Source organism: Janthinobacterium sp. 78 (assembly GCF_003096775.1).
Classification (GTDB): Bacteria; Pseudomonadota; Gammaproteobacteria; order Burkholderiales; family Burkholderiaceae_D; genus Janthinobacterium; species Janthinobacterium tructae.
The window spans coordinates 952,307-975,896 of the sequence record NZ_QENT01000001.1; the positions used below are offsets into that span (position 1 = coordinate 952,307).

Here is a 23,590-nt window from a genome sequence, read left to right on the forward strand (position 1 = left end):
GATAATATTAATTTTCAGAACATATACTTACACAAGGCACACAGTTACCCATGGAAAGCCGTCTCAGTCGCCTGGAAGCCGTTCAAACCGTGTTGCTGGAAATCGGGCAGCGCTCGAGCACCTGCAGCGATATCAGCGAATTCCTGCAGGCGGTGCATGCGGCGCTGGGCCGCATCATGTATGCGGCGAACTTTTATGTGGCCCTCAGCGACCACGACGACGGCCTGGTGCGCTTTCCCTATTTTGTCGATGAATTCGACGCCGCGCCCGACCCGGACGAGGGCGTGCGCCTGGCCAGCGCCGCGCAGTCGCCCACGGCCTGGGTCATCGTCAACCGCAAGCAACTGGTGATGACGGCCGACGACGACGCCATGCGCGCCATCGGTGGCGGCGCCTGGGGCGGCGGCACGGCGGCCGAGCACTGGATTGGCTGCCCGCTGCTGGACCAGCAGCATCAGGTGCTGGGCGCCATCGTCATCCAGAGCTACGACGCACAGCACCACTTCAGCCTGGAAGACCAGGCCCTGTTCGCGCTGATCGCCACGCACGTGTCGAGCGCCCTGCAAGGCATGCAAAGCATGGACCGGCTGGAAAAGGCGGTACAGGAGCGCACGGCCCTGCTGGCGCACGAGGTGGCCGAGCGCCGGCGCGCGGAAAACCTGCAGCATGCGCTGTATGAAATCGCCAACCTGTCGGCGCAGGCGGCCGACGCGACGACCCTGTATGCGCGCCTGCACGCCATCATCAGCGAGCTGGTGACGGCGAAGAATTTCCTGATCGCCCTGTACCATCCCGACAACAAGGACATCACGATCCCTTATTTCGTCGATGAAAAGGATGCGCAGGCGCCCGTGAAACGCTTCCATTACGGCATCGGCATGAGTTCGTACGTGCTGGCGCGCCGGCAAGCGTGTTTGCTCGATGCCAGCAGCTATGCGGCGCTGGTGGCCAGCGGCGAGATGGACGAGCCGCTGGGCAATGTCGGCATCGCCAGCTGGATGGGCGCGCCCATGCTGCTGGGCGAGCGCAAATATGGCGTGATCATCGTGCAAAGCTACGACGAATCCGTCGTGTATGGCCAGGCGGAACTGGACGTGCTGGCCTTCATGGCCAGCCATGTGGCCGTGGCGATAGCCCGCATCCAGGCCGACAGCGCCATGCGCCAGGCCAAGGAAGCGCTGGAAGAGCAGAACGCGGCCCTGAACAGCGCCCTGAGCGCCTTGCAGGAAGCGCAGTCGGAGCTGGTGCGCCAGGAAAAACTGGCATCGCTGGGGCGCCTGGTGGCGGGCGTGGCGCATGAAATCAATACGCCGCTGGGTATTTGTGTCACAGCTACCAGCCACCTGGTGCAGGAATTGAAACTCACGCGCGAAGACATGGACGGCGGCCAGCTCGATGAAGACGGCCTGCGGCAATTCTTCGACATCATCGACCAGACCCTGCGCATCATGACGACGAATACGCAGCGCGCCGCGGCGCTGGTGCGCAGCTTCAAGCAGGTGGCCGTGGACCAGTCCTCGGACGAATTGCGCAGCTTTCACTTGCGCAAATACCTCGATGAAATATTGCTTTCCTTGCAGCCCAAGCTGAAAGGCAAGCCCGTCAGGGTGGAGATCGATTGCGCGCCCGAGGTGCAGCTGCGCAGCTACCCGGGCGCCGTCTCGCAGATCGTCACGAACATGGTGGTCAATTCACTGGTGCACGGCTTTGTCGAAGGCGAGCCGGGCAAGATCAAAATCAGTGCCAGGACGGCCGGCGAGATGCTGGAACTCGACTACAGCGACGATGGCATGGGCATGGACAGCGCCACCCTGGGCCAGCTGTTTGACCCCTTCTTCACCACCAAGCGCGGCTCGGGCGGCAGCGGCCTCGGTGCGCATATCCTGTACAACCTGGTGACGGGGCCGCTGGGCGGCACGGTGAAGGTGGTTAGCGCGCCAGGGATGGGATTGCATTACAAGATACGCTTCCCGCTGGAGCCACGTAGGTCGGATTAGCGGCGTAGCCGCGTAATCCGACAACATTGTTGGCGTGGCCGGTGGTGGTGTCGGATTACGGCCTGCGGCCTAATCCGACCTACGCCTGCGTCGCCGCGCCTTGCCCTCGACATTTTTCAGGTCCGCTTGGCCCGGAATGCCCGTATTGGAGACCTGGGCCGAAGCGTGTTTTGCCGGTGTGTGTATCGCGTAGGTCAGATTAGCGGCGCAGCCGCGTAATCTGACGTACGCATGCTAATCCGGGAAACGCTGATTCAACGCCAGCGCTGCATCGAGGTTCGCAATCAGCAACTCCACATACTGCGGATCGAGGTGGCTGCCGCTCACTTCGCGCAGGTAGCTCACTACACGTTCCAACGGCCAGGCGTCCTTGTAGCAGCGCTTGTGCATGAGGGCGTCGAAGACGTCGGCGACGGCGGCGATGCGCGCGTATTTGTGGATGTTTTCACCGACCAGACCTTGCGGGTAGCCGCTGCCGTCGTATTTTTCATGGTGCTGGTGGGCGATCACGGCGGCTGCTTTCAAGAGCGGGCGCTGCGAACCGTCGAGGATGGACATGCCTACCGTCGGATGCTGCTTCATGATTTCCCATTCGGCCGCGTCGAGCTTGCCCGGTTTCAGCAGCACCGCGTCGGGTGTGGAAATCTTGCCGATGTCATGCATGGGCGCCGCGTGGCGCAGCACCATGGTTTCCTCTTCCGACATGCCAGAGGCTTGCGCCAGCAGCTGGCACACTTCGGCCATGCGGCGCACGTGGTTGCCGCCTTCGTGCGAGCGCGATTCGACCACGTCGCCCAGGCGCAGGATCAGTTCGGCCTGGGTATCGGTGATTTCCTGCGTCAGCAGGATGTTGTCGAAGGCAATCGCCACGCCCGAGCAGAACACTTCCAGCAATTGCGCGTCGAGGTCGGAAATTTCTTCCACGCCCTTCAAGACCAGCAAGGACGCCTTGCCGCTGCTGTTGGGAAAATAGCCGACATAGGTGTCGCCGTGCAGGCGCGAGATCTTGTTGCTCTTGGCGTCGTCCAGTTGTGACAGCAGGGAAGGGCTGAGGATGCCGTCATCGGCTTCATGGTCGCCGATCTGCGCGAGGATTTCATAGTCCTGCTCGCCCGAGATGGCGCTGGCACCGCGCAGGCGCAGCAGCATGCTCGTTTCCAGGCGCAGCAGGGCGACGACTTGCTGCAGCAGGCCGCTGGCGAAGTCGCGCAGGTTGCGCTGCTTGAAGATATGCGCCGAGGCGGCGATGACTCTTTCCAGGCCTTCGCGGTAGTGCAGCTGGCTCAGCCGTGCTTCCTCGACCTTCATGATGTCGCGGTAGGCGCGCAGGGCGGCAAAGGTGGTGGTGAACAGCTTGGTGCGGTCCAGTTCCGTCTTTTCCTTGTAGTCGTTGATGTCGTAGTTGACGATCACCCGCTCCTCCGGCGCCTGTCCCGGCTGCCCGGTGCGCAGCACGATGCGCGTAAACTGGTTGCCCAGGTCTTCGCGCATCCAGCGCGCCACTTCCAGGCCGCTGTCTTCGCGTTCCATCACCACGTCCAGGAAGACCAGCGCGATGCCTTCTTCGCGCGCCAGCACCTGCTTGGCTTCGGCGCCGCTGTAGGCGTGCACGAAGCTCAGGGCACGGCCTTCCAGGCGGAAACGGCTCAGCGTCAGTTTGGTGATGTCGTGGATGTCGGGTTCATCATCGACGAGCAGGACTTTCCAGGGGGGTAACTTGGGCGATGCTGAAGACAAAAATGACATGAGGGCGAGTTCCGCTAAAAGGCATAACTGACGCAATGTTGAGACGCCTGCGCCAGGAATTCCTGTGCGCCATTACCGGCGTTGCGCATTTTTCGGGCGCATTTTGTCGATTGTAGACTGACAGCTAAATATTAACAATATGCAAGAAAAATTGACTAACAACATGCAACACACGTGCTAAAAAAACACTTTAAATCCAGGCTGCTGACACTATCTATGCTTTATCGCTTAGGCAACTATATTTTCAAGACAATACTTTGTTTTAATTAATATTGCCAATGAATCTGCAAAAAAAACGGCGTCTCGCCTTTCTGGCGCGAAATCAGAAAAGTAACAAGGTATGAATTGCGCGTCAGAATGGGCCGTAGCGCGCTATATTGAACAGGTATAAGAAGTGGCAGCATGCCACACACATCTCCTGAAAGGGTACATCATGCAAAAGCAAACGACGCGCGCCCTGGTCGCCGGCCTGGCCTTGCTGGCCAGCAGCGCGGCCTGGGCCGGAACGGAAGTGCAGTTCAGCAAACCGGATCAATACACGGATGTCGCGTTCAACCCGCAGGAACGCGATGAGGTATTGAAGGAACTGAGCCGGCATTTCGAGAAACTGGGCGCATCGCTGCCGCCCGGGCAGACCTTGAAAATCGACGTCACGGATGTGGACCTGGCGGGACGTGAAAATCCTTCCCTGCGTGCGGGGCAGGATATCCGCGTCATGAATGGCCAGGTCGACTGGCCGCGCATGCGCCTGCACTATGTGCTGGAGCAGGATGGCAAGGTGATTCGCAGTGGCGATGCCGCCCTGTCCGACATGTCGTACCTGAACCGCATCAATCACTATTTCAGCAATGAAAAGTTGCGCTATGAAAAGTTGATGATCGATGACTGGTATGCCGATACTTTTGGCATCAAGGTGAAGCGCCAGGCGCGCAAGTAAGAGAGGGGGGGGCAGCCCGTCAGGCGGCATGCCGCTGCGCGTGCCGCCGCGCGAAACGTATTGCGCCACGGAAATTTTCACTTCAGGCTATAGTCAAACGGGGCAGGCAGATGCGGCATGGCGGCATCTGCCTGCCCGTGACTTTTCTGAAAGGAATGCACATGCGTATTTCCACGATGGCGAAAACATGGCTGGCCGCATTGGCGCTGGCCGCCGGCAGCAGCGCCTGGGCGGGCGTGCAGGTGACGTTCGACAAACCCGATGACTATTCCGATGTTCCGTTCAGCTCGCGCGACCGGGAACAGGTGCTGGCGGGCCTGGGGAATCACTTCACCTGGCGCTCGAGCAGCATGGCAAAGTCATTGCCAGCGGCAACGCTTATCTGTCGGACATGTCCTATTTGCAGCATATCAATCGTTATTCCCGCAACGATGCCTTGCGCTATGAAAAGCGCATGATCGACGACTGGTTCAAGAATACCTTCGGCGTCAAGCTCCAGGGCCGCAGCAGTCCCGTCATGAGCTTGCAGCCGCGCGAAGTGCAGCGCCGGTAATTCAGCGCAGGTAAGCCTCTTCGATGCGTGCCTGCTGGCCGCTCTGCCGCATGGCAAGCAAGGCCGCATTCATCTTCTCGATGAAATCGGCCTTGTAGACGGGCGTATTGCGTGCGCTGTAGGCGATATACGTGGCTTCGGACGACAATTCCAGCACTTCGTGCAATTGAAAGCCGTAGCTGCTTAGTTCTCCTTGCAGCTGGCGTGCCGTGTGGCGGGCCGCGCCGCGGTCGCTGGCGTAGCAATCGATGCGCCGCAGGGCCAGTTTCTTCAGATTGGCATCGTTGCCCTTGGCCGCTGCCAGATGCAGCAATCCCTGGCGGGCCGGCGCCATCAATTTTTCCGACAGCAAAAAACCCGTGTTGACGCCGATGGTCAGGCCGGCGAAGTCGGTCGGGAAGTGCGTGCGCGGCTTGCGCATGACGGCGTCATGGCAAAACAGCACCACCGATTCGCGGTACAGCATGGCCGAATACGGTTGCACGTACGGCCGCTCTGTCTTGCGCCCGGGCGGGAACAGACCGAATACCTGGCCTTTTTCCAGCGCGGCGAGTCCCCGTTTCCAGGGGCGCGGCTGCAGGTCCAGCCGATACTCCGGCATGCTTGTGGCGGCTGCGCGCAGCATATCGACGTACATGCCCTTGAAGACGCCGTTTTCCACATAGCTGTACGGCGCATAGTCGTCGTCGCCATACAGGATGACGGTTTGCGGCGCGGCCAGGGCGCTTTGCCACACGCCCGACAACGCCAGGGCCAGGCACAGTCTTGCCGTTATCGCTGCTTGCATGTCGCTCCAGTTTCAATGTCTTCCTGGCAAGCATACAGCACGGTGGCAAGGCGCTGCCGTTAATCGATCCAGTTCACCTGCGGGAACTTGCTGCCGAACTCTTCCGCCATGGGCACGACCTGGCTGCGTTTGTAGTTGAAAAACACAAAGCCGGACTTGGCCATCGCGATCAGGGTGTTGTCGCGCGGACGCGTGATGCGGAAGGTGATGTCGCCGCCATATTTATTGAAATCCATGACGCCCACTTCGAACAGCAACTGGTCGCGCGCATGAGCTTCGGCACGGTAGGTGGTGGCCAGGTCGGTGACGATGATGCCGGTGCCATCCGCTTCAATGTCGCGCACGCCGAATTCAAACAGGAAGCGGGCGCGCGCCTCGGAAATCATGGAAATCATGGAATCGTTGCCGAGATGGTTGCCGGCATTGATGTCCGTGGTGCGTACCGTCAGTTGCGAGGAATAGCAGTACTGGTCTTCGGGAAATTCAAGTTTCAAACGGGCCATGGTGTTCTCTTGGGCTGGTGCGCGGGGCGCGACGGGAAAAACCCATTCTAGCCGGTTCCCCGTGCCCCGTCGAAAAACGCCCTCTGCCGCGTGCGCCACCATGTCCGTCTGCACACGCTTATTTGCGTGCGCTTATTTATGTACGTTTATTTACGGACGATCTGGTACACCTTGCCAGTGCCGCTCAGCATGTATAGCTCGTTTTGCGCATCCTGGCCAAACGACAGGATATTGCCCACATTGGTGATGCCCCAGTCCGTCACGGCGGAGGCCATGCCATTACTGTAGCTGAAGCTTTTCAGCCAGCCGCTGCAGTAGTCCGAATACAGGTACTGCCCCGCCAGTTCCGGCAGGGCCGTGCCCCGATACACATAGCCGCCCGTGATGGAGCAGCCGTTGGCCGTATCGTTGCTGTACGTGATGGCGGGCAGGACCAGCCCCGCCTGGTTGCAACTGGCGCTGTTGTAGCAATGCAATCCTTCCATGATGTTCCAGCCATAGTTGTTGCCCGCCTGGCCCACGGGACGCACATCGACCTCTTCCCAATTGGCCTGGCCCACGTCGGCGATATACAGCAGTTGGGCCGGCACGTCGAAGGCGTAGCGCCACGGGTTGCGCAAGCCATACGCCCAGATTTCGGCGCGCCCGCCCGCCGTGGCAAAGGGGTTGCCGGGTGGAATGGCGTATGGCTGGGCTACCCTGCTGGCGTTGACGTCCAGGCGCAGCAGTTTTCCGAGCAGCACATTTGTGTTTTGCGCATTGCCGGCCGGGTCGCCCGCGCTGCCGCCGTCGCCCGTGCCTGCGGTCAGATAGCCATCCGGGCCAAAGCTGAGCAAGCCGCCATAGTGGTTGTTGAACGTGGGGTGGGGAATCGTGAGGATGGTCAGGGCAGACAGGGAATCGGCCACGTTGGCGTTGCCCGCCGACACTTGCCGCCGCTCGATGACGATGTCGCCGGCCAGGTTGGTGTAATAGATAAAGAAATAGCCGTTGCTGGCGTACTGCGGATGGAAGGCCAGCGACAGCAAGCCCCGCTCGCCGCTGGTGGTGGTGAGCTGGCTGATATCGAGGAAGGGCGTGGTCAGCAGGTTGCCGTTCTGCAGCACGCGGATGCGGCCGGGCCGTTCGAGAATGAAGAGGCGGCTGTCGCCGGGCGGCGCCGTGAGGAAGATGGGCGCGTCCAGTCCGCTGGCCACCTCTTGCAGGGCCAGTGCCAGCGGTGCCGTGGCCGCATAGCTGACGCCGGCGCTGGCCGTCGCCCCCGCAGTGACTTGCACCTGCTGTGTGACGGGCGTGGGCGCCAGCGTTTGCGTGCCTTGCGCCACGCTGGCGGCGCTGAGTGTGTAGGCGCCGGGCGCCAGGTTCGTCAAGGTGGTGCTGGCCGTCAGCGTCTTGCTGTAGGACGCAGGCCCTGTGAGCGTGACAGCGCCCGCTACGCCGGCCGGCAAGCCGCCGATGCTGATTGTCAGGTCACCCGTGGTGGCGCCGGGCGGGTGGTGATCGTGGCCGCCGCCACAGGCAGCCAGCAGGGCCAGGCAGCATACCAGCAGCAGGGCCAGCCAGGAGCCGGGGAGGCGGGAAAGGAAATGGCGCATGTCAGTCTCCTGCGGGAATGACGCAACGACTGCTCAAAGGATGTGCCAAGAATGCGCGTCTTTGTGTTGGGAAGTTTGAGCTGGCGCAAACGTGCGGCGGCAGCGGACAAATGCGCCGCGTTTTCAGACAAGCGCGGGGCCCCTTGCCCCGCCACGTCCGCCAGCGCCCGATAATGGCGCATCTGAAACCGAGCAGGAAACCATCCCATGAAAACCAAAGCCGCGATTGCCTGGAAGGCGGGCGCCCCGTTGACCATCGAAGAAGTCGACCTGGCCGGCCCGCGCGCCGGCGAAGTGCTGGTCGAGCTGAAAGCCACGGGCATTTGCCATACCGATTACTACACCTTGTCGGGCGCCGATCCGGAAGGCATCTTCCCCGCCATCCTCGGCCATGAAGGCGCCGGCGTCGTCGTCGACGTGGGCCCGGGCGTGACGACCCTGAAAAAAGATGACCACGTCATTCCCCTGTACACGCCGGAATGCCGCCAGTGCAAGTTCTGCCTGTCGCAAAAGACGAATTTGTGCCAGGCCATCCGCTCCACGCAGGGCCGTGGCCTGATGCCGGACGCCACCAGCCGCTTTTCGCTGAATGGCCAGCCGCTGTTCCACTACATGGGTACCTCCACTTTTTCGAACTATATCGTCGTGCCGGAAATCGCTCTCGCCAAGATCCGCGAAGACGCGCCGTTCGACAAGGTGTGCTACATCGGTTGCGGCGTGACGACGGGCGTGGGCGCCGTCTTGTTCTCCGCCAAGGTCGAGGCGGGCGCCAACGTGGCCGTGTTCGGCCTGGGTGGCATCGGCCTGAACGTGATCCAGGCAGCCAAGATGGTCGGCGCCGACAAAATCATCGGCATCGATATCAATCCGGCCCGACAAGCCATCGCGCGCAAGTTCGGTATGACGCATTTTATTAACCCGAATGACGTGGACAACGTCGTCGATGCCATCGTGCAACTGACGGACGGCGGCGCCGATTATTCGTTTGAATGCGTGGGCAACACCAACTTGATGCGCCAGGCGCTCGAGTGTACGCACAAGGGCTGGGGCAAATCGTTCATCATCGGCGTGGCGGCAGCCGGCCAGGAAATTTCCACGCGGCCATTCCAGCTGGTGACGGGGCGCGAATGGCGCGGTTCGGCCTTCGGCGGCGCGCGCGGGCGCACGGACGTGCCGAAGATCGTCGACTGGTATATGGAAGGCAAGCTCAACATCGACGACCTGATCACGCACCGCTTGCCGCTCGAACGCATCAATGAAGGCTTCGACCTGATGAAGAGCGGCGAGTCGATCCGTTCCGTCGTGTTGTATTAATTTTATCTGACTGTACTCATTGCGCCACACTTGACGGACGGGGCAGGGCGACAGGCTGTACTTCGCCGCCTGCGCCTGCTAGTGTGAAGACATCCGCCTTGCTTTGGGAGCCGCTCATGTTTGCCACTGCCTACCTCGCCACGTTGCGCCGCATGTTGCCCGTCTTCTTCGGCGCGGCCCTGTCCTCCCTGCTGGCCTTGTGGTGGGGCAATGCCGCCATCCTCGCCACGCCCGCCATCTGGCTGGCGCTGCTGGCCACCTATCTGCTGTGCGCGCTGATGTTTACGCCGCTGGCCTGGCACCGCCAGCAGTTGGCCACGCGCCACGTGCGCAGCAACAAGTCGCGCTGATATCCCCTGCGCCTAGCGCGCCGTGCTGGAAAAGCGTTCGCGATAGTCGCGCGGCGTGATGGCGAGTTTCTTTTGAAACAGGCGGCGCAGCCTGTCTTCGCTGTGCAAGCCCGCCTGCACGGCCACCTGTTTTAAGGACGATACATTGTCTTCCAGCAAGCGACGGGCCACTTCAAAGCGCGCCGTCTCGATGAATTCCGTAGGGCTGCTGCCCGTTTCGCGCTGGAATACGCGCGTAAAATTGCGCTCGCTCATGGCCAGCCTGGCCGCCAGCAGCGGTATGCCGAGCTCTTCGCCCAAGTGTTCCATGATCCAGCCCTGCAACTGGCGGATGGTCGGATGCGTGGTCATCTGGCTCGACAGGTGCACGGAAAACTGCGACTGGCCACCGGGCCGCTTCAGGTACACCACCAGGTCGCGCGCCACTTCCAGCGCGATATCGCGGCTGAAATCGTCTTCCACCAGCGCCAGCGCCAGGTCGATGCCGGCCGTCACGCCGGCCGACGTCCAGAATTTTCCTTCCCGCACGAAAATCGCATCGGCATTGACCTGTATCAATGGATAGCGCTGGCGCAGGCTGTCCACGGCGCTCCAGTGCGTGGCGGCACTCTTGCCGTCGAGCACGCCGGCTTCGGCCAGGAAGAAGCAGCCCGTGCACAGCGCCGCCAGCGTGTCGATGCGCGGCGCCGCCTCGGCCACCCAGGCGGCGAGGGCGGGAATATCCTGCAAGACTTGCTCGACGTGGTGGCAGCCGACGATGACGGCCAGGTCGGGCAAGCGGTTCACATCGAGCGCCTTGCTGGCGTGCAGCGACATCAGCGTGTCGGACTCGACGGGCCCGATGGCCGTCGACACGATGCGCACGTCGTAGCCGCCGGGCAGATGGCGCAGGCGCAAATGGGTGTTGGCGTAATCAAACACTTTCATGGCGCCGATGGCTTCGAGCGCCTTGAAGCCGGGGTAGACGATGATGTCGACAGTACGCAGGGGAAATTCCTTGGGGCTTTGCTTGATCATGCGAAGTACGTGTGGGTGGAAAATACTGCCATAATGCAACAACAGCGAGGGCATAGATTAGCATGGAATACCCCACGCGCCCGCTGTCTTCCCATTCATCAGATTCCTGGATATCGTGCGCTTATTTCCCTTTTTTGCCACCCTGACACTGTTGCTATGCTCAACTTTTGCCCAGGCGGCCACGCTCAATTTCAACGGCGGCGCCGTCAGCGGCTGCAGCCTGAGCCCGGATGGCTTGCAATACACATGCGGCTCGCTGGCGTTGGGTTCCACCGACGTCATCGTCATCGGCAGCGCGTATGGGGTGACGGTCAACGGTTCCCTGGCGATGAGCTATAACCAGGGCTTGACGATGAGCGGCAACGCCGCCCTGACGGTGAAGGGCAATCTCGACATCAAGGACATCAATCCGTCGAATCTGAAGGTGACGGGAGGAAACCTGACCGCCCTGGGCGGCACTTTCCTCATGGGCGCGCAGGAACAGACCGTCACGGCGAATATTTCCGCCACCACCATCAAGATGGGCTCGAACAACGTCAAGGTGACGGGCAAGATCAGCGCCAAGGGCCCGGTGGAAATCGCTTCGGGCTCGGTCATCAACGGTCCGATCAGCGGCACCATCGTCAATATCCTGGCCGCCAGTACCCGCATCCAGGGCGATATCACGGCGACCACCTCGCTGACCATCGGTTCCGGCAGCCAGGTGACGGGTAACCTGAAATCGCCGACGATCGACCTGAAGGCATCCGGCCTGCTCGTCACCGGCGACGTGGAGGCGAGCAATTCCTTGTCGATCGCTTCCGGCAATGGCATCAAGGGCAATGTGGACGCAGGGGAAGTGACCCTCGACTCGTCCAACGCCTATATCACGGGCAACGCCAAGGTTGACCACATCACTCTGGGCTGGCAGGGCCGGGTGCAGCAAACCATCACCTGCAAGGCCTATACGCCATCGAATCCGTGCAGCTGCGTGACGAACAACAGCGGCTGGGCCTTCAATGAACCGATGGGGCCGAAGTGCGGTCCGGGTACGCAGGCGGCGCCCCACCATTTCCAGATCGACCACCCAGGCACGGCCCTGACGTGCGCGCCGCAAACGGTAACGGTGACGGCCTGCGCGGATGCCGCCTGCAGCGCCAAATACACGGGCGGCGTGGATGTCACCGTCAGCCCCGGCGGCACGTTGACGCCGATCGGCAACAGCGGGGTGGCTACGGCCAGCGTGCGCCAGTACACGGTCGGCACGGCCACCCTGAGCCTGACCAGCGTGCCCGGTGCCACGGACGCGCTGGTGTGCAAGCGCAGCTCGGACAATAGCAATAGCTGCAATATGGCGTTCGCGGCGACGGGCTTGATGGTCACTCCCACCAACCATATCTCGGGCACGCAGTCGTCTTTTGGCATCAGCGCCGTGCAGGCCAGCGGAGACCAGCAAGCCTGCGTGCCCCTGTTTGCGAATAAAAACAAGGACTTGACGCTCGCTTGCGGCTACAGCAATCCCGCCAGCGGCACTTTACCCGTCTTCATCAAAGGCACGGGTGGTTTCATCGCCCTGGCGGCGAATAACAGCAGTGCTTGCAGTATCTTGGGGAAGACTGTCAACCTGGCGTTCGATGACAAGGGCGTCGCCAAGGCCACCATGTCTTACGCGGATGTGGGGAAGGTGAATTTGAAAGCGACCTATACGGGGTCAAGCGCCAGCGGCGACACTGGCTTGAGCATGACGGGCAACGCCGATGTCATCGTCGTGCCGGACGCGTTCAGCGTCGTTGCCATCGCCAACCCCCAGCGCGCAGGCGCGCCAGTGACGGTCAGCATGAGCGCGCTCAATAGCGCGGGCGCCGTGACGCCGAACTTCGGCAATGAAAAGCCGTCAGAAACGGCGCTGCCTACGCTGGCCAGCCTGGTCAGGCCGACGACGATCGAGATTAGCAATCCAGCCAAGCCGGACATTCAGGGTGGCGTGGTTTTCAAGAATGGCAGCGTTGCCAGCAGCGACATGAACTGGCCGGAAGTGGGAACCATCACCATCGCCTTCAAATTGGCCAATCCCAAGGGCTACCTGGAGGCCAACACTGCCGTGCCAACCTTGCCCAAGCCCTCACGCGTGAGCGAGGAGGTGCAGTTCATCCCGCACCACTTCATCACGGAGTTGATCAAGGACAAGGAAGCTGACCAGCCCAAAGTGACTGACGGTATCGCCAGGCCATGCGCCGCCCCGCTCACCTGTGCCAACGATGGCGAGCAAGGCCGCTACGCCTACTCGGGGCAGGCGATAGGCGTGCGCGTGACGGCGCGCGCCTTGGGGGGAGCGACGACGGCCAATTATGACGAGCGCAATCCGAGTGCCATGGCGCCCGTGTTGCTCGAAGGCCTGGATGCGGCCACGGGCACGATTTCTTTTCCACCGAGCACCCCTGATGGCAGCAGCCGCCTCACCGATGGCAGCAAGGCGCAAACCACCGTCACCGGCGTGGCGCCCGCGAAATTCACCCTGGGCATCGCCCGAACCATGGTCGCCTACCGTTTTCCGGGCAAGGCAGGCGTGCCGGTGACGGTGGCGCCCACCGACGTGCTGCTGCGCGCCAGCAGCACGTATCCCGGCGTCGCCGTCGTCAGCTCAAGTTCGGCATTGATACAGAACGAGGCAAGGATGACCGTGCTGTCGGGGCAATGGCAGGTAGCCCACGGCTATGGCTCCGAGTTGCTGCCCGTCCGGCTGGCCGTGCAAGTGCAGTACTGGAATGGCACGAAATGGATCACGAACCTGCTCGACAGTATCAGTGCGTTCAACAAGTCGCAGGTGGTGTTTGTCAATTGCAAGAAAACGCTGGACTGCAGCAAGCTGGCCGCTGATGACCTGGCCTATGCCGTCGTGCAAGGCGCGTTGCCGCAGGCCAATCGCCTGACGCTGCTGGCGCCCGGCGCCGGCAAGGCCGGCAGAGTGGACGTTTCCGTTGGTAACCATCCTTACCTGGCCAGCACGGTGGGCGTTGTTGTCTTCGGCATCCTCAGATCGGGCCCCGTGATTTATCTGCGCGAGATGTATTGAGCCTGGGCAAAGGGGGGGCGGACGCAGGCGGCGTTAAAAACCAGTAACATGCCTGGCTGTGGCATTCCCCCAACCTCAGACTGGAGTTTCTATGAGCACAACATCGCAGTGGATCGATATCGCCGGCCCGGACGGCAGCTTCCAGGCTTACCTGGCCGTGCCGCATATCGGCAAAGGCCCCGCCATCATCCTGTTGCAGGAAATTTTCGGCGTCAACGAGCACATCCGTGCCGTGGCCGACCAGTACGCGGCCGATGGCTACGTGGTGCTGGTGCCCGACCTGTTCTGGCGCGCGGGCGCGCACATCGAGCTGGGCTATGACGAAGCAGGCTGGAAGCGCGCCGTGGAGCTGATGCAGGCCACCGATAATCCGCATGCCGACGCCGATATCGCCGCCACCGTCGCCGCCTTGCGCGCGCGCCCGGAAGTGATGGGCAAGCTGGCCTCGGTCGGCTACTGCTTCGGCGGCCGCCTGTCATTCCAGACGGCAGCGGCCGGCCTGGTCGATGCCGCCATCGCCTATTACGGCGGCGGCATCCAGAACAAACTGGACCTGGCCGAGCATATCCAGGTGCCGTTGCTCATGCATTTCGGCGGCCAGGACAGCCATATTTCGCCGCAAGCCGTGCAAACCATCGCCGAGCGCTTCGAAGACCGGCAAGACGTGGAAATCCATATCTATCCGGGCGCCGAACACGGCTTCAATTGCACCCACCGCGACAGCTACCAGCAGCGCGCCGCCGCCCAGGCACATGGCAATTCCTTGATTTTCCTGTCGGAAAATCTGTAAGCAGGAGCGCCGCCAGCGCTGTCGACTCGGCAGTAAAGCCGCATGGGCGCTAAAATAGCGGCTGTGCCGGGCATCTCCGGCCGGCCGGGCGCAGCGCCCGGCAAACCTGGATGAGGAACCGAATCAAAGATGGCCCAAGTAATTGTTTCTGTAACATTGGCGGCAAGCGCCGAACGAGTGTGGGATTTTATCGGCGGCTTCCAGTCGCTGGCTGAATGGTCGAGCTCCATCAAGACCAGCCTGCCTGAGCACGGCGGCCGCGTGCGGCGCCTGAAAACCACGGACGGCGCCATCATCGCCGAACGCCTGCAAAGCTACAGCGAAGCGGACAAGAGCTACAGCTACACCATCGTCTCGGGGCCGATCCCCGTCAAGAACTACCGTTCCACCCTGCGCGTCACGGGCGAACCGGGCGGCGCTTCCTGCGTGGCCGAATGGTCGGGCGAGTTCGACGCGGCCGAAGGCGTGGAAGAGGTCATGGTGGGCGCGTTTCAACATTTGTATGAAACGGCGTTCATCGACCTGAAACGCATTATGGCTATTTGAATCAACCAGTGTAGGTCGGATTAGCGGCTACGCCGCGTAATCCGACACCACCACCGGCGCTAACAATGTTGTCGGATTACGCGGGGCGATGCCCCGCTAATCCGACCTACGCTAGACGTTAACGCTTCACTTTTCCAAACGCCTCGCCCTTGTTCCAAGTAGGCAAGTTCTTGTCGTTCGCCACTTCGTAACCGAGGTTCAAGGTGAACTGTGCCTGCTGCAGCATGCCCGACAAGTCCCACGACGGGTGGTACTCATCGGTGACCTGGTGGTAATCCTTTTTAAACGCCACCAGGCGCTCGCCTGAGGCTTTGGGTTCCTTGACGAAATCGAAGGAGCCGTCGCCGGAGAATACGGCCGAGCCCACGTTGAAGGCGGGCACGCCGGCCTTGGCAAACGCAAAATGGTCGGCCCGGTAAAACGCGCCGGACAGGTCGGGAATGGTCGGCGCCAGGCGCAGGCCCATGCGTTTGGCCACCTTGGCGGCGCTGGCGTACAGGCTGCTGCGCTCGGCGCCGGCCACGCCGATGTCGTGCGTCTTGCCGACGAAGTTCATGCTGTCGAGGTTCAGGTCGGCGGCGGTTTTCGCCAGCGGCCACAGGGGCGCGCGCGTATACGCCGTGCTGCCCAGCATGCCCGTTTCCTCGCCAGCCGGCCACAGGAAGATCTGCGTGCGGCGCGCCGGCTGTTTCACGGCCACTTGCGCCATGGCCAGCAGGGCCGCCGCGCCCGAGGCGTTGTCGATGGCACCGTTGTAGATGTGGTCACTCTGGCCGCTGCGGCTGTGGCCTTCGTCATCCTTGCCCAGGTGGTCCCAGTGCGCCGAATAGATCACGGCTTCGTCCTTGAGTTTCGGGTCCGTGCCCGGCACGATGCCGGCCACGTTGAATTGCTCGATGCTGCGGACTTGACTGTCGAGTTGAACCCTGACCGTGGCATCCAAGGGCACGGGGCGGAACGCGCGCGTTTCCGCCTGCGCGCGCAAGGCGTCCAGGTCTTGCCCGGCTTGCTGGAACAGGGTGCGCGCCATGTCTTCCTGCAGCCAGCCTTCCATCGCATTGCCCGCGCCGGCCAGGTTGAAGCGCTCGTGGCCGAAGCCGTTGGCGGGCACCGACCACGGATATGAGGCGGACGCCGTCGTGTGGATCAGCAAGACCCCGGCGGCGCCCTGGCGCAGCGCTTCCTCGTACTTGTAGACCCAGCGGCCGTAATACGTGAGGGACTTGCCGGCAAAACGGTTTGCTTCGGCAACGGTCGGCTGCGGGTCGTTGACCATCAGGATGAGCAATTTGCCTTTTACATCAACACCCTTGAAATCGTCCCAGTTTTCTTTCGGGGCGCGGATGCCGTAGCCGGCAAACACGACGGGCGCGTCGAACGCCACTGTCTGCTGGCCATTCGCCGCACCAAAGACGATATCCTTGCCGAAGGCGGGAGACAAGGTCTTGCCGCCTGCGCTGAAGGTCACCGTGCTCGATGGCAAGGCCTTGCTGCCGACGATGGTCAGCGCCTGGCGGTAGCTGCCATCTTTTAATGGCTGCAAGCCGGCCACGGCCGCCTGCGTTTCCAGGTAGCGCACGGCCAGGTCGCCGCCGCGCTGGCCCGTGCCGCGTCCTTCCAGCAAGTCGTCGGCCAGGAAGGACAGATGGGCACGCAGGGGTACTTCGGCAACGAGCGGTTGGGCGAGGGCGGCCGTGCTGAACAGGCTGGCGGCGAGGATGAAGGGAAAACGCATGTCAACTCCAAAAGTGAATACGGGAAAGCAAAATAGCGGCAATCTTACTCTACTGCAATGCTCTGGCGTAGCGCGCGGCGTGTGCGCGCCATTGCGGCCACAATGGCCGCTGGTCCACCGACAAGGAGCGTTCCATGACCGCCACTGACTTGCAATCGAGCAATACCCTGCGTACCGCCGACGGCACCCTGATCTACTACAAGGATTGGGGCAGCGGCCCGCCCGTCGTCTTCAGTCATGGCTGGCCGCTGTCGTCCGACGCCTGGGAAGACCAGATGTTTTATCTGGCTGCGCACGGCTACCGCGTCATCGCCCACGACCGGCGCGGCCATGGCCGCTCCAGCCAGCCGTTCGACGGCAACGACATGGATACCTATGCCGACGACCTGGCCGCCCTGATCGCCGCGCTGGACTTGACGGGCGCCACCCTGGTCGGCCATTCGACGGGCGGCGGCGAAGTGGCGCGCTACATCGGCCGCCATGGCACCGAGCGCCTGGCGGGCGCCGTGCTGGTGGGCGCCGTGCCGCCGCTGATGCTGCAAACGGACGACAATCCGCTGGGCTTGCCGCTGTCCGCGTTTGACGCCATCCGCGCCGGCGTGCAGGCCGACCGCAGCCAATTCTTCCGCGACTTGAGCGAGACTTTCTATGGCTATAACCGGCCCGGCGCCACACCGTCGCAGGGCGTGCGCGACAGCTTCTGGCGACAAGGCATGCAGGCGGGCATGCCGGCATCCTATTTATGCATCAAGCAATTTTCCGAAACGGATTTCACCAGCGACCTGGCCAGCTTCGATGTGCCGACCCTGGTGATCCATGGCGACGACGACCAGATCGTGCCGATTGCCGCCTCGGCACGGCGCACGGCTGAGCTCATCATCGGCAGCAAGCTGCTCGTGTATGCGGGCGCGCCACACGGCCTGGCGACGACGCACAAGGACAGGCTGAACGAGGATTTGCTGGAGTTTTTGCGCACCTGAAACGGGGCGGGCGCCATGCTGGCGAGGCGCCCGCTGGTGCTGTTGCCGCGCAGAACAGGCGCAGGCGGAACATTGTTGTGTATCATTTAATGTTGGCAAAATCACGCGTCGATTGCGTGCGGATCAGCGATTTTTCTGCCTTTTTTCGGTCCATATGCCGCAAAAAACGGCGTTCTGCGGCATGCAGCCACCCGGTGAGGTCCAGTAAAGAGTAAACTAGCAGATACACTCTTTCGCATTGGGCGATTCGAGCGAACTTGTGAGTGATTTCATGTCTGATACACCAATTTCCTTATTTTCCGACCTTAACCTGAGCGAGCCGCTGATTCGCGCGCTCAAGGATGTCGGTTACGAAACACCGTCGCCTATCCAGGCGGCCACGATTCCATTATTGCTCGCTAACCGCGACGTGCTGGGCCAGGCGCAAACAGGCACGGGTAAAACCGCCGCCTTCGCCTTGCCTATCCTGTCGCGCATTGATCTGAAACAAAGCTCACCCCAAGCCCTGGTCCTGGCACCGACGCGCGAACTGGCCATCCAGGTCGCCGAAGCGTTCCAGGTGTACGCCGCCCACATTCCCGGCTTCCACGTGCTGCCGATCTACGGCGGTCAAAGCTACGGCCCGCAACTGTCGGCCCTGCGCCGCGGCGTGCACGTCATCGTCGGCACCCCTGGCCGCGTCATCGATCACCTGGACAAGGGTTCGCTCGACCTGTCCAAGCTGAAGACGCTGGTGCTGGACGAAGCCGATGAAATGCTGCGCATGGGCTTTATCGACGATGTCGAACGCATCTTGAAAGAAACGCCGGATGGCCATCAAACGGCGCTGTTCTCGGCCACCATGCCTTCCGTCATCAAGCGCATCGCCACCACTTACCTGGTCAATCCAGCCGAAGTGACGGTCGCCGCCAAAACGGGCACGGCCGACAACATTCGCCAGCGTTACTGGCTGGTGTCGGGCATGCACAAGCTCGACGCTTTGACCCGCATCCTGGAAGCGGAAGTGTTTGACGGCATGATCATCTTTGCCCGCACCAAGCTGGGCACGGAAGAGCTGGCCGGCAAACTGCAGGCACGCGGCTTCTCGGCTGCCGCCATCAATGGCGACATCCAGCAAGCGCAGCGCGAGCGCACGATCCAGCAGTTGAAAGACGGCAAGATCGACATCCTCGTGGCTACCGACGTGGCCGCCCGCGGCCTGGACGTCGAGCGCATCAGCCACGTCGTCAACTACGATGTGCCGCACGATCCGGAAAGCTATACCCACCGTATCGGCCGCACGGGCCGTGCCGGCCGCAGCGGCGAAGCGATTCTGTTCATCACCCCGCGTGAAAAGAACTTGCTCAAAGCCATCGAACGCTCGACCCGCCAGCCGATCAGCATGCTGGAATTGCCGACGATTCAGGCCGTCAACGATGTGCGTATCGCCAAGTTCAAGGAACAGATCAGCGAAACTCTGGCCTTGGGCGAACTGGAACAGTTCCAATCGCTGATCGAAGATTTCGAACGCGAACAGAATATTCCCGCCATCGAAATCGCCGCCGCCCTGGCGAAGATGGCACGTGGCAATACGCCGCTGCTGCTGGACAAGAACAAGGCGCGCGAGCAAGCTACCTGGCAAGACGACCGTCCTGTACGCCAAGACCGCTTCGAACGCAACGACCGTCCGGAACGGGGCGACCGTTTCGAGCGTAACGAGCGCAGCGAGCGTCCGGCCTTCCCGAAAAAGGAACGCATTTCCCGTCCTGCCGACGCCGGCATGCAGACTTTCCGTATTGAAGTCGGTCATCAGCATGGCGTGAAACCGGGCAATATCGTGGGCGCCATCGCCAACGAAGCGGGCATCGATTCGAAAAACATCGGCCGCATCGAAATCTATGACGACTACAGCGTCCTGGACTTGCCAGATACCATGCCGAAAGAATTGCTGGATCAGCTGAAGTCCGTCTGGGTTGCTGGTCAACAATTGCGCATCAGCCGCGACGGCGATGCACCGGACCTGGCGCCGCCAGCCGCGCCGCGCAAGCCGTTCGCCGCCAAGTCCGCGCCAGCGTTCAAGGATGCGCCAGCGGACGCGGGCGAGGCAGCACCTGCGCCGCGCGCGCCGAAAAAGGAACGTCCACGCCCGGGCGTGACGGCTTACCGCATCGAAGTGGGCCGTGAGCACGCCGTGACGCCAAGCAACATCGTGGGCGCCATCGCCAACGAAGCGAACCTGGAAGCCAAGCATATCGGCCGTATCGATATCTTTGACAACTACAGCGTGCTGGACTTGCCGGAAGGCATGCCGCCGGAAATCCTCGACCACCTGAAATCGGTCGTTGTGTCGGGCCAGAAACTGCGCATCAGCCTCGATGACGGCACGACCGAGCGCAAACCTGCGCCAGCGCGTCCAAAGTCGCCACCGCGCAAAACGTTCAAGTAAGCCATCCCTTCCCAGGCGCCTCCCCGGCGCCTGTGTCGCGGATTGGAGACACATCCCCCACTGGCGCGTTCGCGCCAGTTTTTATTTTCCCTCAAGAAATGAATATTGTTGCTGCATTATTGTTGGCGGCAGGCGTCGCCATGTGCTGGCCTTTATCGCAATGCTTCCGCGTCTTTTTATCGGCGCAAACACCCTATTTATTGCCTGCTGCATCGATACATAATTTTTTATTAATTATTGCATCTGCACGCAATTTGAATTTTACATTTCAATAAAATCAATCAAGTTGAATCAAAGTAAATTCTAAAACATAAATAAATTGACTTTTATTAAATTATTTGACCGGCGTCACTGCCGCTGTGGCGATATCTCGCTGGTGCTTGATGTGGTATATTGTTTTTATAATTTTGTTATGCTAGTTGAAAAAAAATAGAGGAGCGACGATGCGGGTCAATATGCCTATCACGCAAAAGGAATACGTATTAAATGAAGGCATGACGATTGTTTCCACCACGGATTTACAGGGAAACATCAATTACGCCAATCAGTATTTCATTGAGGTCAGCGGTTTCTTGGAAACGGAACTGCTGGGTGCGCCACAGAATATTCTGCGTCATCCCGATATGCCGGCCGAAGCGTTTGCCGACCTGTGGGATACCATCAAGACGGGCATGCCATGGACCGGCATGGTCAAGAACCGCTGCAAGAATGGCGATTTTTATTGGGTCTTCGCCAATATCACGCCCGTCATCGAGAACGGCCGTCCGATCGGCTATATGTCCGTGCGTACCAAGCCTACGCGCGAGCAGATCAACGAAGCGGCAGCCCTGTATAAAAGTTTCAAGGACGGCAATAGCGCCAACCTGGCGATCCGCAATGGCCGCGTCGTGCGCCAGGGCTGGGCCGCCAAGCTGGCCGAGTGGCGCAAGCTGAGCCTGTCGCAAGACCTGGCCCTGCATTGCATCGTCTTCGGCGTGGTGCTGGCCATCCTCGGCTGTGCCGTGTGGAGTATCGACGGCGACACGAGCACGGCCACGCGCAGCTGGCTCAGCGGTGCTGCCGCCGCGGCCGTGGTGCTGATGCTGTATTTCTGGACCCATCTGCACAATTCGCTCGTTACCCCGCTGGGCGACGCCATCACGATGGCGCGCAAGATGGCCGGTGGCGACCTGACGGGCGTCATCGACAAGGTGCGCGACGATGATATGGGTCAATTGATGGCGGCCTTGCGCCAGACCAACATCAACCTGCACAGCATCATCGGCGACGTGCGCGCCAACTTCGAGGATATCCGCGTCACCACGGCCGAGATCGCCACGGGCAATATGGACCTGTCCAGCCGCACGGAATCGCAAGCGTCCAGCCTGGAGCAGACGGCGGCCAGCATGGAAGAGCTGACGTCCACGGTGCAAAACAGCGCCGACCACGTGGCCACGGCCAACGACCTGGCGGTGCAGGCGTCCACCGTCGCGGCCAAGGGCGGCACCATCGTCAGCGAAGTGGTCACCACGATGGATGAGATCAGCACCTCGTCGCGCAAGATTCTGGACATTATCGGCCTGATCGACGGTATCGCCTTCCAGACGAACATTCTTGCCTTGAACGCGGCCGTGGAAGCGGCACGCGCGGGCGAACATGGCCGCGGCTTCGCCGTTGTGGCGGGCGAAGTGCGCAGCCTGGCGCAGCGCTCGGCGACGGCGGCCAAGGAAGTCAAGCACCTGATCGACCATTCGATCGCCACCGTGAATGCGGGCAGCGTGCTGACCAGCAATGCGGGCGCCACCATGGCGGAAGTGATCGCCTCCGTGGCCCGCGTGACGGAAATGATGGACGAGATTTCTTCCACTACGCGCGAGCAGAACCAGGGCATCGGGCAAGTCAACCAGGCCGTCATCCACATGGATGGCATTACGCAGCAGAATGCGGCGCTGGTGGAGCAGGCGGCCGCGGCCGCCACCAGCCTGGCGCAGCGCACCGACAGCGTGGCCCAGTCGATCGGCATCTTCAAACTGAAGGCCTCACCCAAGCGCAAGGTGGCCGGTGTAGGCCGCAGCGTGGGCGCGGGCGTGGCGGCAAGGGCCTTGCTGAAGGCACGCTAAGACCATCATCCCGCCAGCGCAACGCTGGCGGGAGCTACTTCGCTACCCGGTACACTTCCCCGCTGCGCACCTTCCGTACCACCCCGTCCCCGCCAAACAAAATCACATATTCTCCCTGCGCGCCCGAGGCGGCCGGGTAGGTGTACATCCACACTTCATTGCCGCTGTCAAAACGGATGGCCGTGCTGTCGCCCAAGGCGGCGCGCACCTGTTCGCGCGTGCTGCTGCCTATTTGCACCGTCTGCTCCAGGGTAGCGTAAGGCACCGTTTTACTTGCCAGCAAGGCGCGCGTGCCCGAGCACCCGGCGAGCAGCGTCAGCATGGCGAAGACCAGCCATTTCATGGCGCCACCTCATCCATATAAGTAAATTCCAGCAGGGTATCGTCGGGCCAGCGCGCATCCCACAGGGGCGCGTAATACGTGCGGTCAAGCAATACCTGGCAATCGCAATAGGGCAGCGAGGCGGGCGTTTGCTCGCCGCCCGCGTACAGCATGGTGAACGGTAGCGCAACCCTGCGTTCGCCATGCACGAGGGTCACGCCGAACAGGGGCCTGTCCGTGAAGAACAGGTAGTTGCCATCGGGTTCGGAACACACTTTATCCGTGCTGTAGAGCATGCTGGACAGCCAGGCGATGATTTGCGGGTCGTTCGAAATCAGGCCCGAATCCATGCCGGCGCGGCATTCCAGGCGCAAGTCGCCCAGGCGCCGCGTGCCGGGCGGCAAGCCGGGCGTGATGACCTGCGCGCGCCAGCTCATGCTGGAAGCCTTGCGGTTGGCGATCAGAATGGCGTCTTCGCGCGCGGCCTGCGCGTTGCGCACGGGGGCAAAGCTGTTGTCCTCGGCCAATGGCAACGGGATGCTGACGCTGTCGCCGGCGATGCGCAGCTGCACGCCAGTCATGTCCACGCCCGGCTGGCGCGGCAGCAAACGGAAGCGCAGCACCGCTTGCGGCGCCAGCGCATGGTCGCGTTCGAAACGCTCCACGCCCTGCAGCATCTTGCGGTAGGATTTATCCACGGGGTCGCGCGTGGCGTCCACTTTGACTTGCGGCACGGGCGCAGTTTGCGCCAGCGCGGCATGGCCATGGATCAGGCAGACGAGCAGCAGGGAGAGAGGGATGCGCATGGCCCGATGCTACGCCTTTTTGCGCATCAGCCACGC

The 23,590-nt window shown here is 61.7% G+C and carries 20 protein-coding genes; 12 read left to right on the top strand and 8 right to left on the bottom strand.

Annotation, left to right across the window (positions count from 1 at the left end; genetic code table 11):
• Positions 1–50 precede the first annotated feature (50 nt).
• Positions 51–1,997 (top strand): GAF domain-containing sensor histidine kinase, encoded by a 1,947-nt coding sequence (locus C8C92_RS04175; RefSeq protein ID WP_099760821.1) that lies wholly within the window; start codon positions 51–53, stop codon positions 1,995–1,997.
• Positions 1,998–2,231: 234 nt separating this feature from the next.
• Here the strand turns inward: C8C92_RS04175 and C8C92_RS04180 are convergent, their stop codons facing one another.
• The gene (locus tag C8C92_RS04180; RefSeq protein ID WP_099760820.1) at positions 2,232–3,743 is read right to left on the bottom strand and encodes a DUF3369 domain-containing protein; all 1,512 of its coding nucleotides are present in this window, start codon (positions 3,741–3,743) and stop codon (positions 2,232–2,234) included.
• 433 nt (positions 3,744–4,176) lie between these two features.
• Between C8C92_RS04180 and C8C92_RS04185 the strand changes: the two genes are divergently transcribed.
• The 3 genes from C8C92_RS04185 (at position 4,177) to C8C92_RS27695 (ending at position 5,233) form a co-directional block, all read left to right on the top strand.
• Positions 4,177–4,680: a DUF3016 domain-containing protein gene (locus C8C92_RS04185; RefSeq protein ID WP_099760819.1), complete on the top strand. Its 504-nt coding sequence runs from the start codon at positions 4,177–4,179 to the stop codon at positions 4,678–4,680.
• 161 nt (positions 4,681–4,841) lie between these two features.
• Positions 4,842–5,138 (top strand): hypothetical protein, encoded by a 297-nt coding sequence (locus C8C92_RS04190; protein ID WP_243420447.1) that lies wholly within the window; start codon positions 4,842–4,844, stop codon positions 5,136–5,138.
• Positions 5,072–5,233 (top strand): DUF3016 domain-containing protein, encoded by a 162-nt coding sequence (locus tag C8C92_RS27695; RefSeq protein WP_243420107.1) that lies wholly within the window; start codon positions 5,072–5,074, stop codon positions 5,231–5,233. The genes C8C92_RS04190 and C8C92_RS27695 overlap by 67 nt, the downstream gene beginning before the upstream one ends.
• 1 nt (position 5,234) lies before the next feature.
• Here C8C92_RS27695 and C8C92_RS04195 read toward each other — a convergent pair whose 3' ends face one another.
• The 3 genes from C8C92_RS04195 to C8C92_RS04205 all read right to left on the bottom strand — a co-directional run bounded on the left by C8C92_RS04195 (position 5,235) and on the right by C8C92_RS04205 (position 8,118).
• Positions 5,235–6,020 carry a transporter substrate-binding domain-containing protein gene (locus C8C92_RS04195; protein WP_099760818.1) on the bottom strand — a complete coding sequence of 262 codons (786 nt, stop codon included), beginning with the start codon at positions 6,018–6,020 and terminating at the stop codon, positions 5,235–5,237.
• Between the two features lie 59 nt (positions 6,021–6,079).
• The gene (locus tag C8C92_RS04200; RefSeq protein WP_099760817.1) at positions 6,080–6,523 is read right to left on the bottom strand and encodes a thioesterase family protein; all 444 of its coding nucleotides are present in this window, start codon (positions 6,521–6,523) and stop codon (positions 6,080–6,082) included.
• Positions 6,524–6,669: 146 nt separating this feature from the next.
• The gene (locus C8C92_RS04205) at positions 6,670–8,118 is read right to left on the bottom strand and encodes a PQQ-dependent sugar dehydrogenase (RefSeq protein ID WP_116743094.1); all 1,449 of its coding nucleotides are present in this window, start codon (positions 8,116–8,118) and stop codon (positions 6,670–6,672) included.
• A gap of 207 nt (positions 8,119–8,325) precedes the next feature.
• Here C8C92_RS04205 and C8C92_RS04210 point away from each other — a divergent pair, with 207 nt between their 5' ends.
• Together C8C92_RS04210 and C8C92_RS04215 are read left to right on the top strand one after the other, a co-directional pair.
• Positions 8,326–9,432 (top strand): S-(hydroxymethyl)glutathione dehydrogenase/class III alcohol dehydrogenase, encoded by a 1,107-nt coding sequence (locus C8C92_RS04210; protein ID WP_099760815.1) that lies wholly within the window; start codon positions 8,326–8,328, stop codon positions 9,430–9,432.
• A gap of 116 nt (positions 9,433–9,548) precedes the next feature.
• Positions 9,549–9,782, top strand: a complete 234-nt coding sequence (locus C8C92_RS04215) for a hypothetical protein (RefSeq protein WP_099760814.1) — start codon at positions 9,549–9,551, stop codon at positions 9,780–9,782.
• Between the two features lie 12 nt (positions 9,783–9,794).
• Here C8C92_RS04215 and C8C92_RS04220 read toward each other — a convergent pair whose 3' ends face one another.
• Entirely contained in the window at positions 9,795–10,799 is a 1,005-nt protein-coding gene (locus C8C92_RS04220) for a helix-turn-helix domain-containing protein (protein WP_099760813.1), read from the bottom strand.
• A gap of 115 nt (positions 10,800–10,914) precedes the next feature.
• Here C8C92_RS04220 and C8C92_RS04225 point away from each other — a divergent pair, with 115 nt between their 5' ends.
• The 3 genes from C8C92_RS04225 to C8C92_RS04235 all read left to right on the top strand — a co-directional run bounded on the left by C8C92_RS04225 (position 10,915) and on the right by C8C92_RS04235 (position 15,187).
• Positions 10,915–13,851, top strand: coding sequence for a polymer-forming cytoskeletal protein (locus C8C92_RS04225; RefSeq protein WP_116743095.1), 2,937 nt, complete (start codon positions 10,915–10,917; stop codon positions 13,849–13,851).
• 91 nt (positions 13,852–13,942) lie between these two features.
• A complete protein-coding gene (locus C8C92_RS04230; RefSeq protein ID WP_116743096.1) occupies positions 13,943–14,641 on the top strand; it encodes a dienelactone hydrolase family protein in 699 nt (232 codons plus the stop codon).
• A 129-nt stretch (positions 14,642–14,770) separates the two neighbouring features.
• Positions 14,771–15,187, top strand: a complete 417-nt coding sequence (locus C8C92_RS04235) for an SRPBCC family protein (RefSeq protein WP_116743097.1) — start codon at positions 14,771–14,773, stop codon at positions 15,185–15,187.
• Between the two features lie 118 nt (positions 15,188–15,305).
• Here C8C92_RS04235 and C8C92_RS04240 read toward each other — a convergent pair whose 3' ends face one another.
• A complete protein-coding gene (locus tag C8C92_RS04240) occupies positions 15,306–16,922 on the bottom strand; it encodes a M28 family peptidase (protein WP_116743098.1) in 1,617 nt (538 codons plus the stop codon).
• A gap of 134 nt (positions 16,923–17,056) precedes the next feature.
• Here C8C92_RS04240 and C8C92_RS04245 point away from each other — a divergent pair, with 134 nt between their 5' ends.
• From C8C92_RS04245 to C8C92_RS04255, 3 genes are all read left to right on the top strand, one after another.
• The gene (locus C8C92_RS04245) at positions 17,057–17,902 is read left to right on the top strand and encodes an alpha/beta hydrolase (RefSeq protein WP_099760809.1); all 846 of its coding nucleotides are present in this window, start codon (positions 17,057–17,059) and stop codon (positions 17,900–17,902) included.
• 271 nt (positions 17,903–18,173) lie between these two features.
• Complete coding sequence (locus C8C92_RS04250; protein ID WP_116745841.1) at positions 18,174–20,327, top strand: DEAD/DEAH box helicase; 2,154 nt, start codon at positions 18,174–18,176, stop codon at positions 20,325–20,327.
• Positions 20,328–20,782: 455 nt separating this feature from the next.
• Entirely contained in the window at positions 20,783–22,426 is a 1,644-nt protein-coding gene (locus C8C92_RS04255) for a PAS domain-containing methyl-accepting chemotaxis protein (RefSeq protein WP_116743099.1), read from the top strand.
• A gap of 34 nt (positions 22,427–22,460) precedes the next feature.
• Here C8C92_RS04255 and bamE read toward each other — a convergent pair whose 3' ends face one another.
• Positions 22,461–22,769 carry an outer membrane protein assembly factor BamE gene (gene bamE, locus C8C92_RS04260; protein ID WP_116743100.1) on the bottom strand — a complete coding sequence of 103 codons (309 nt, stop codon included), beginning with the start codon at positions 22,767–22,769 and terminating at the stop codon, positions 22,461–22,463.
• Complete coding sequence (locus tag C8C92_RS04265; RefSeq protein ID WP_116743101.1) at positions 22,766–23,554, bottom strand: hypothetical protein; 789 nt, start codon at positions 23,552–23,554, stop codon at positions 22,766–22,768. The genes bamE and C8C92_RS04265 overlap by 4 nt, the downstream gene beginning before the upstream one ends.
• Positions 23,555–23,590 lie beyond the last annotated feature (36 nt).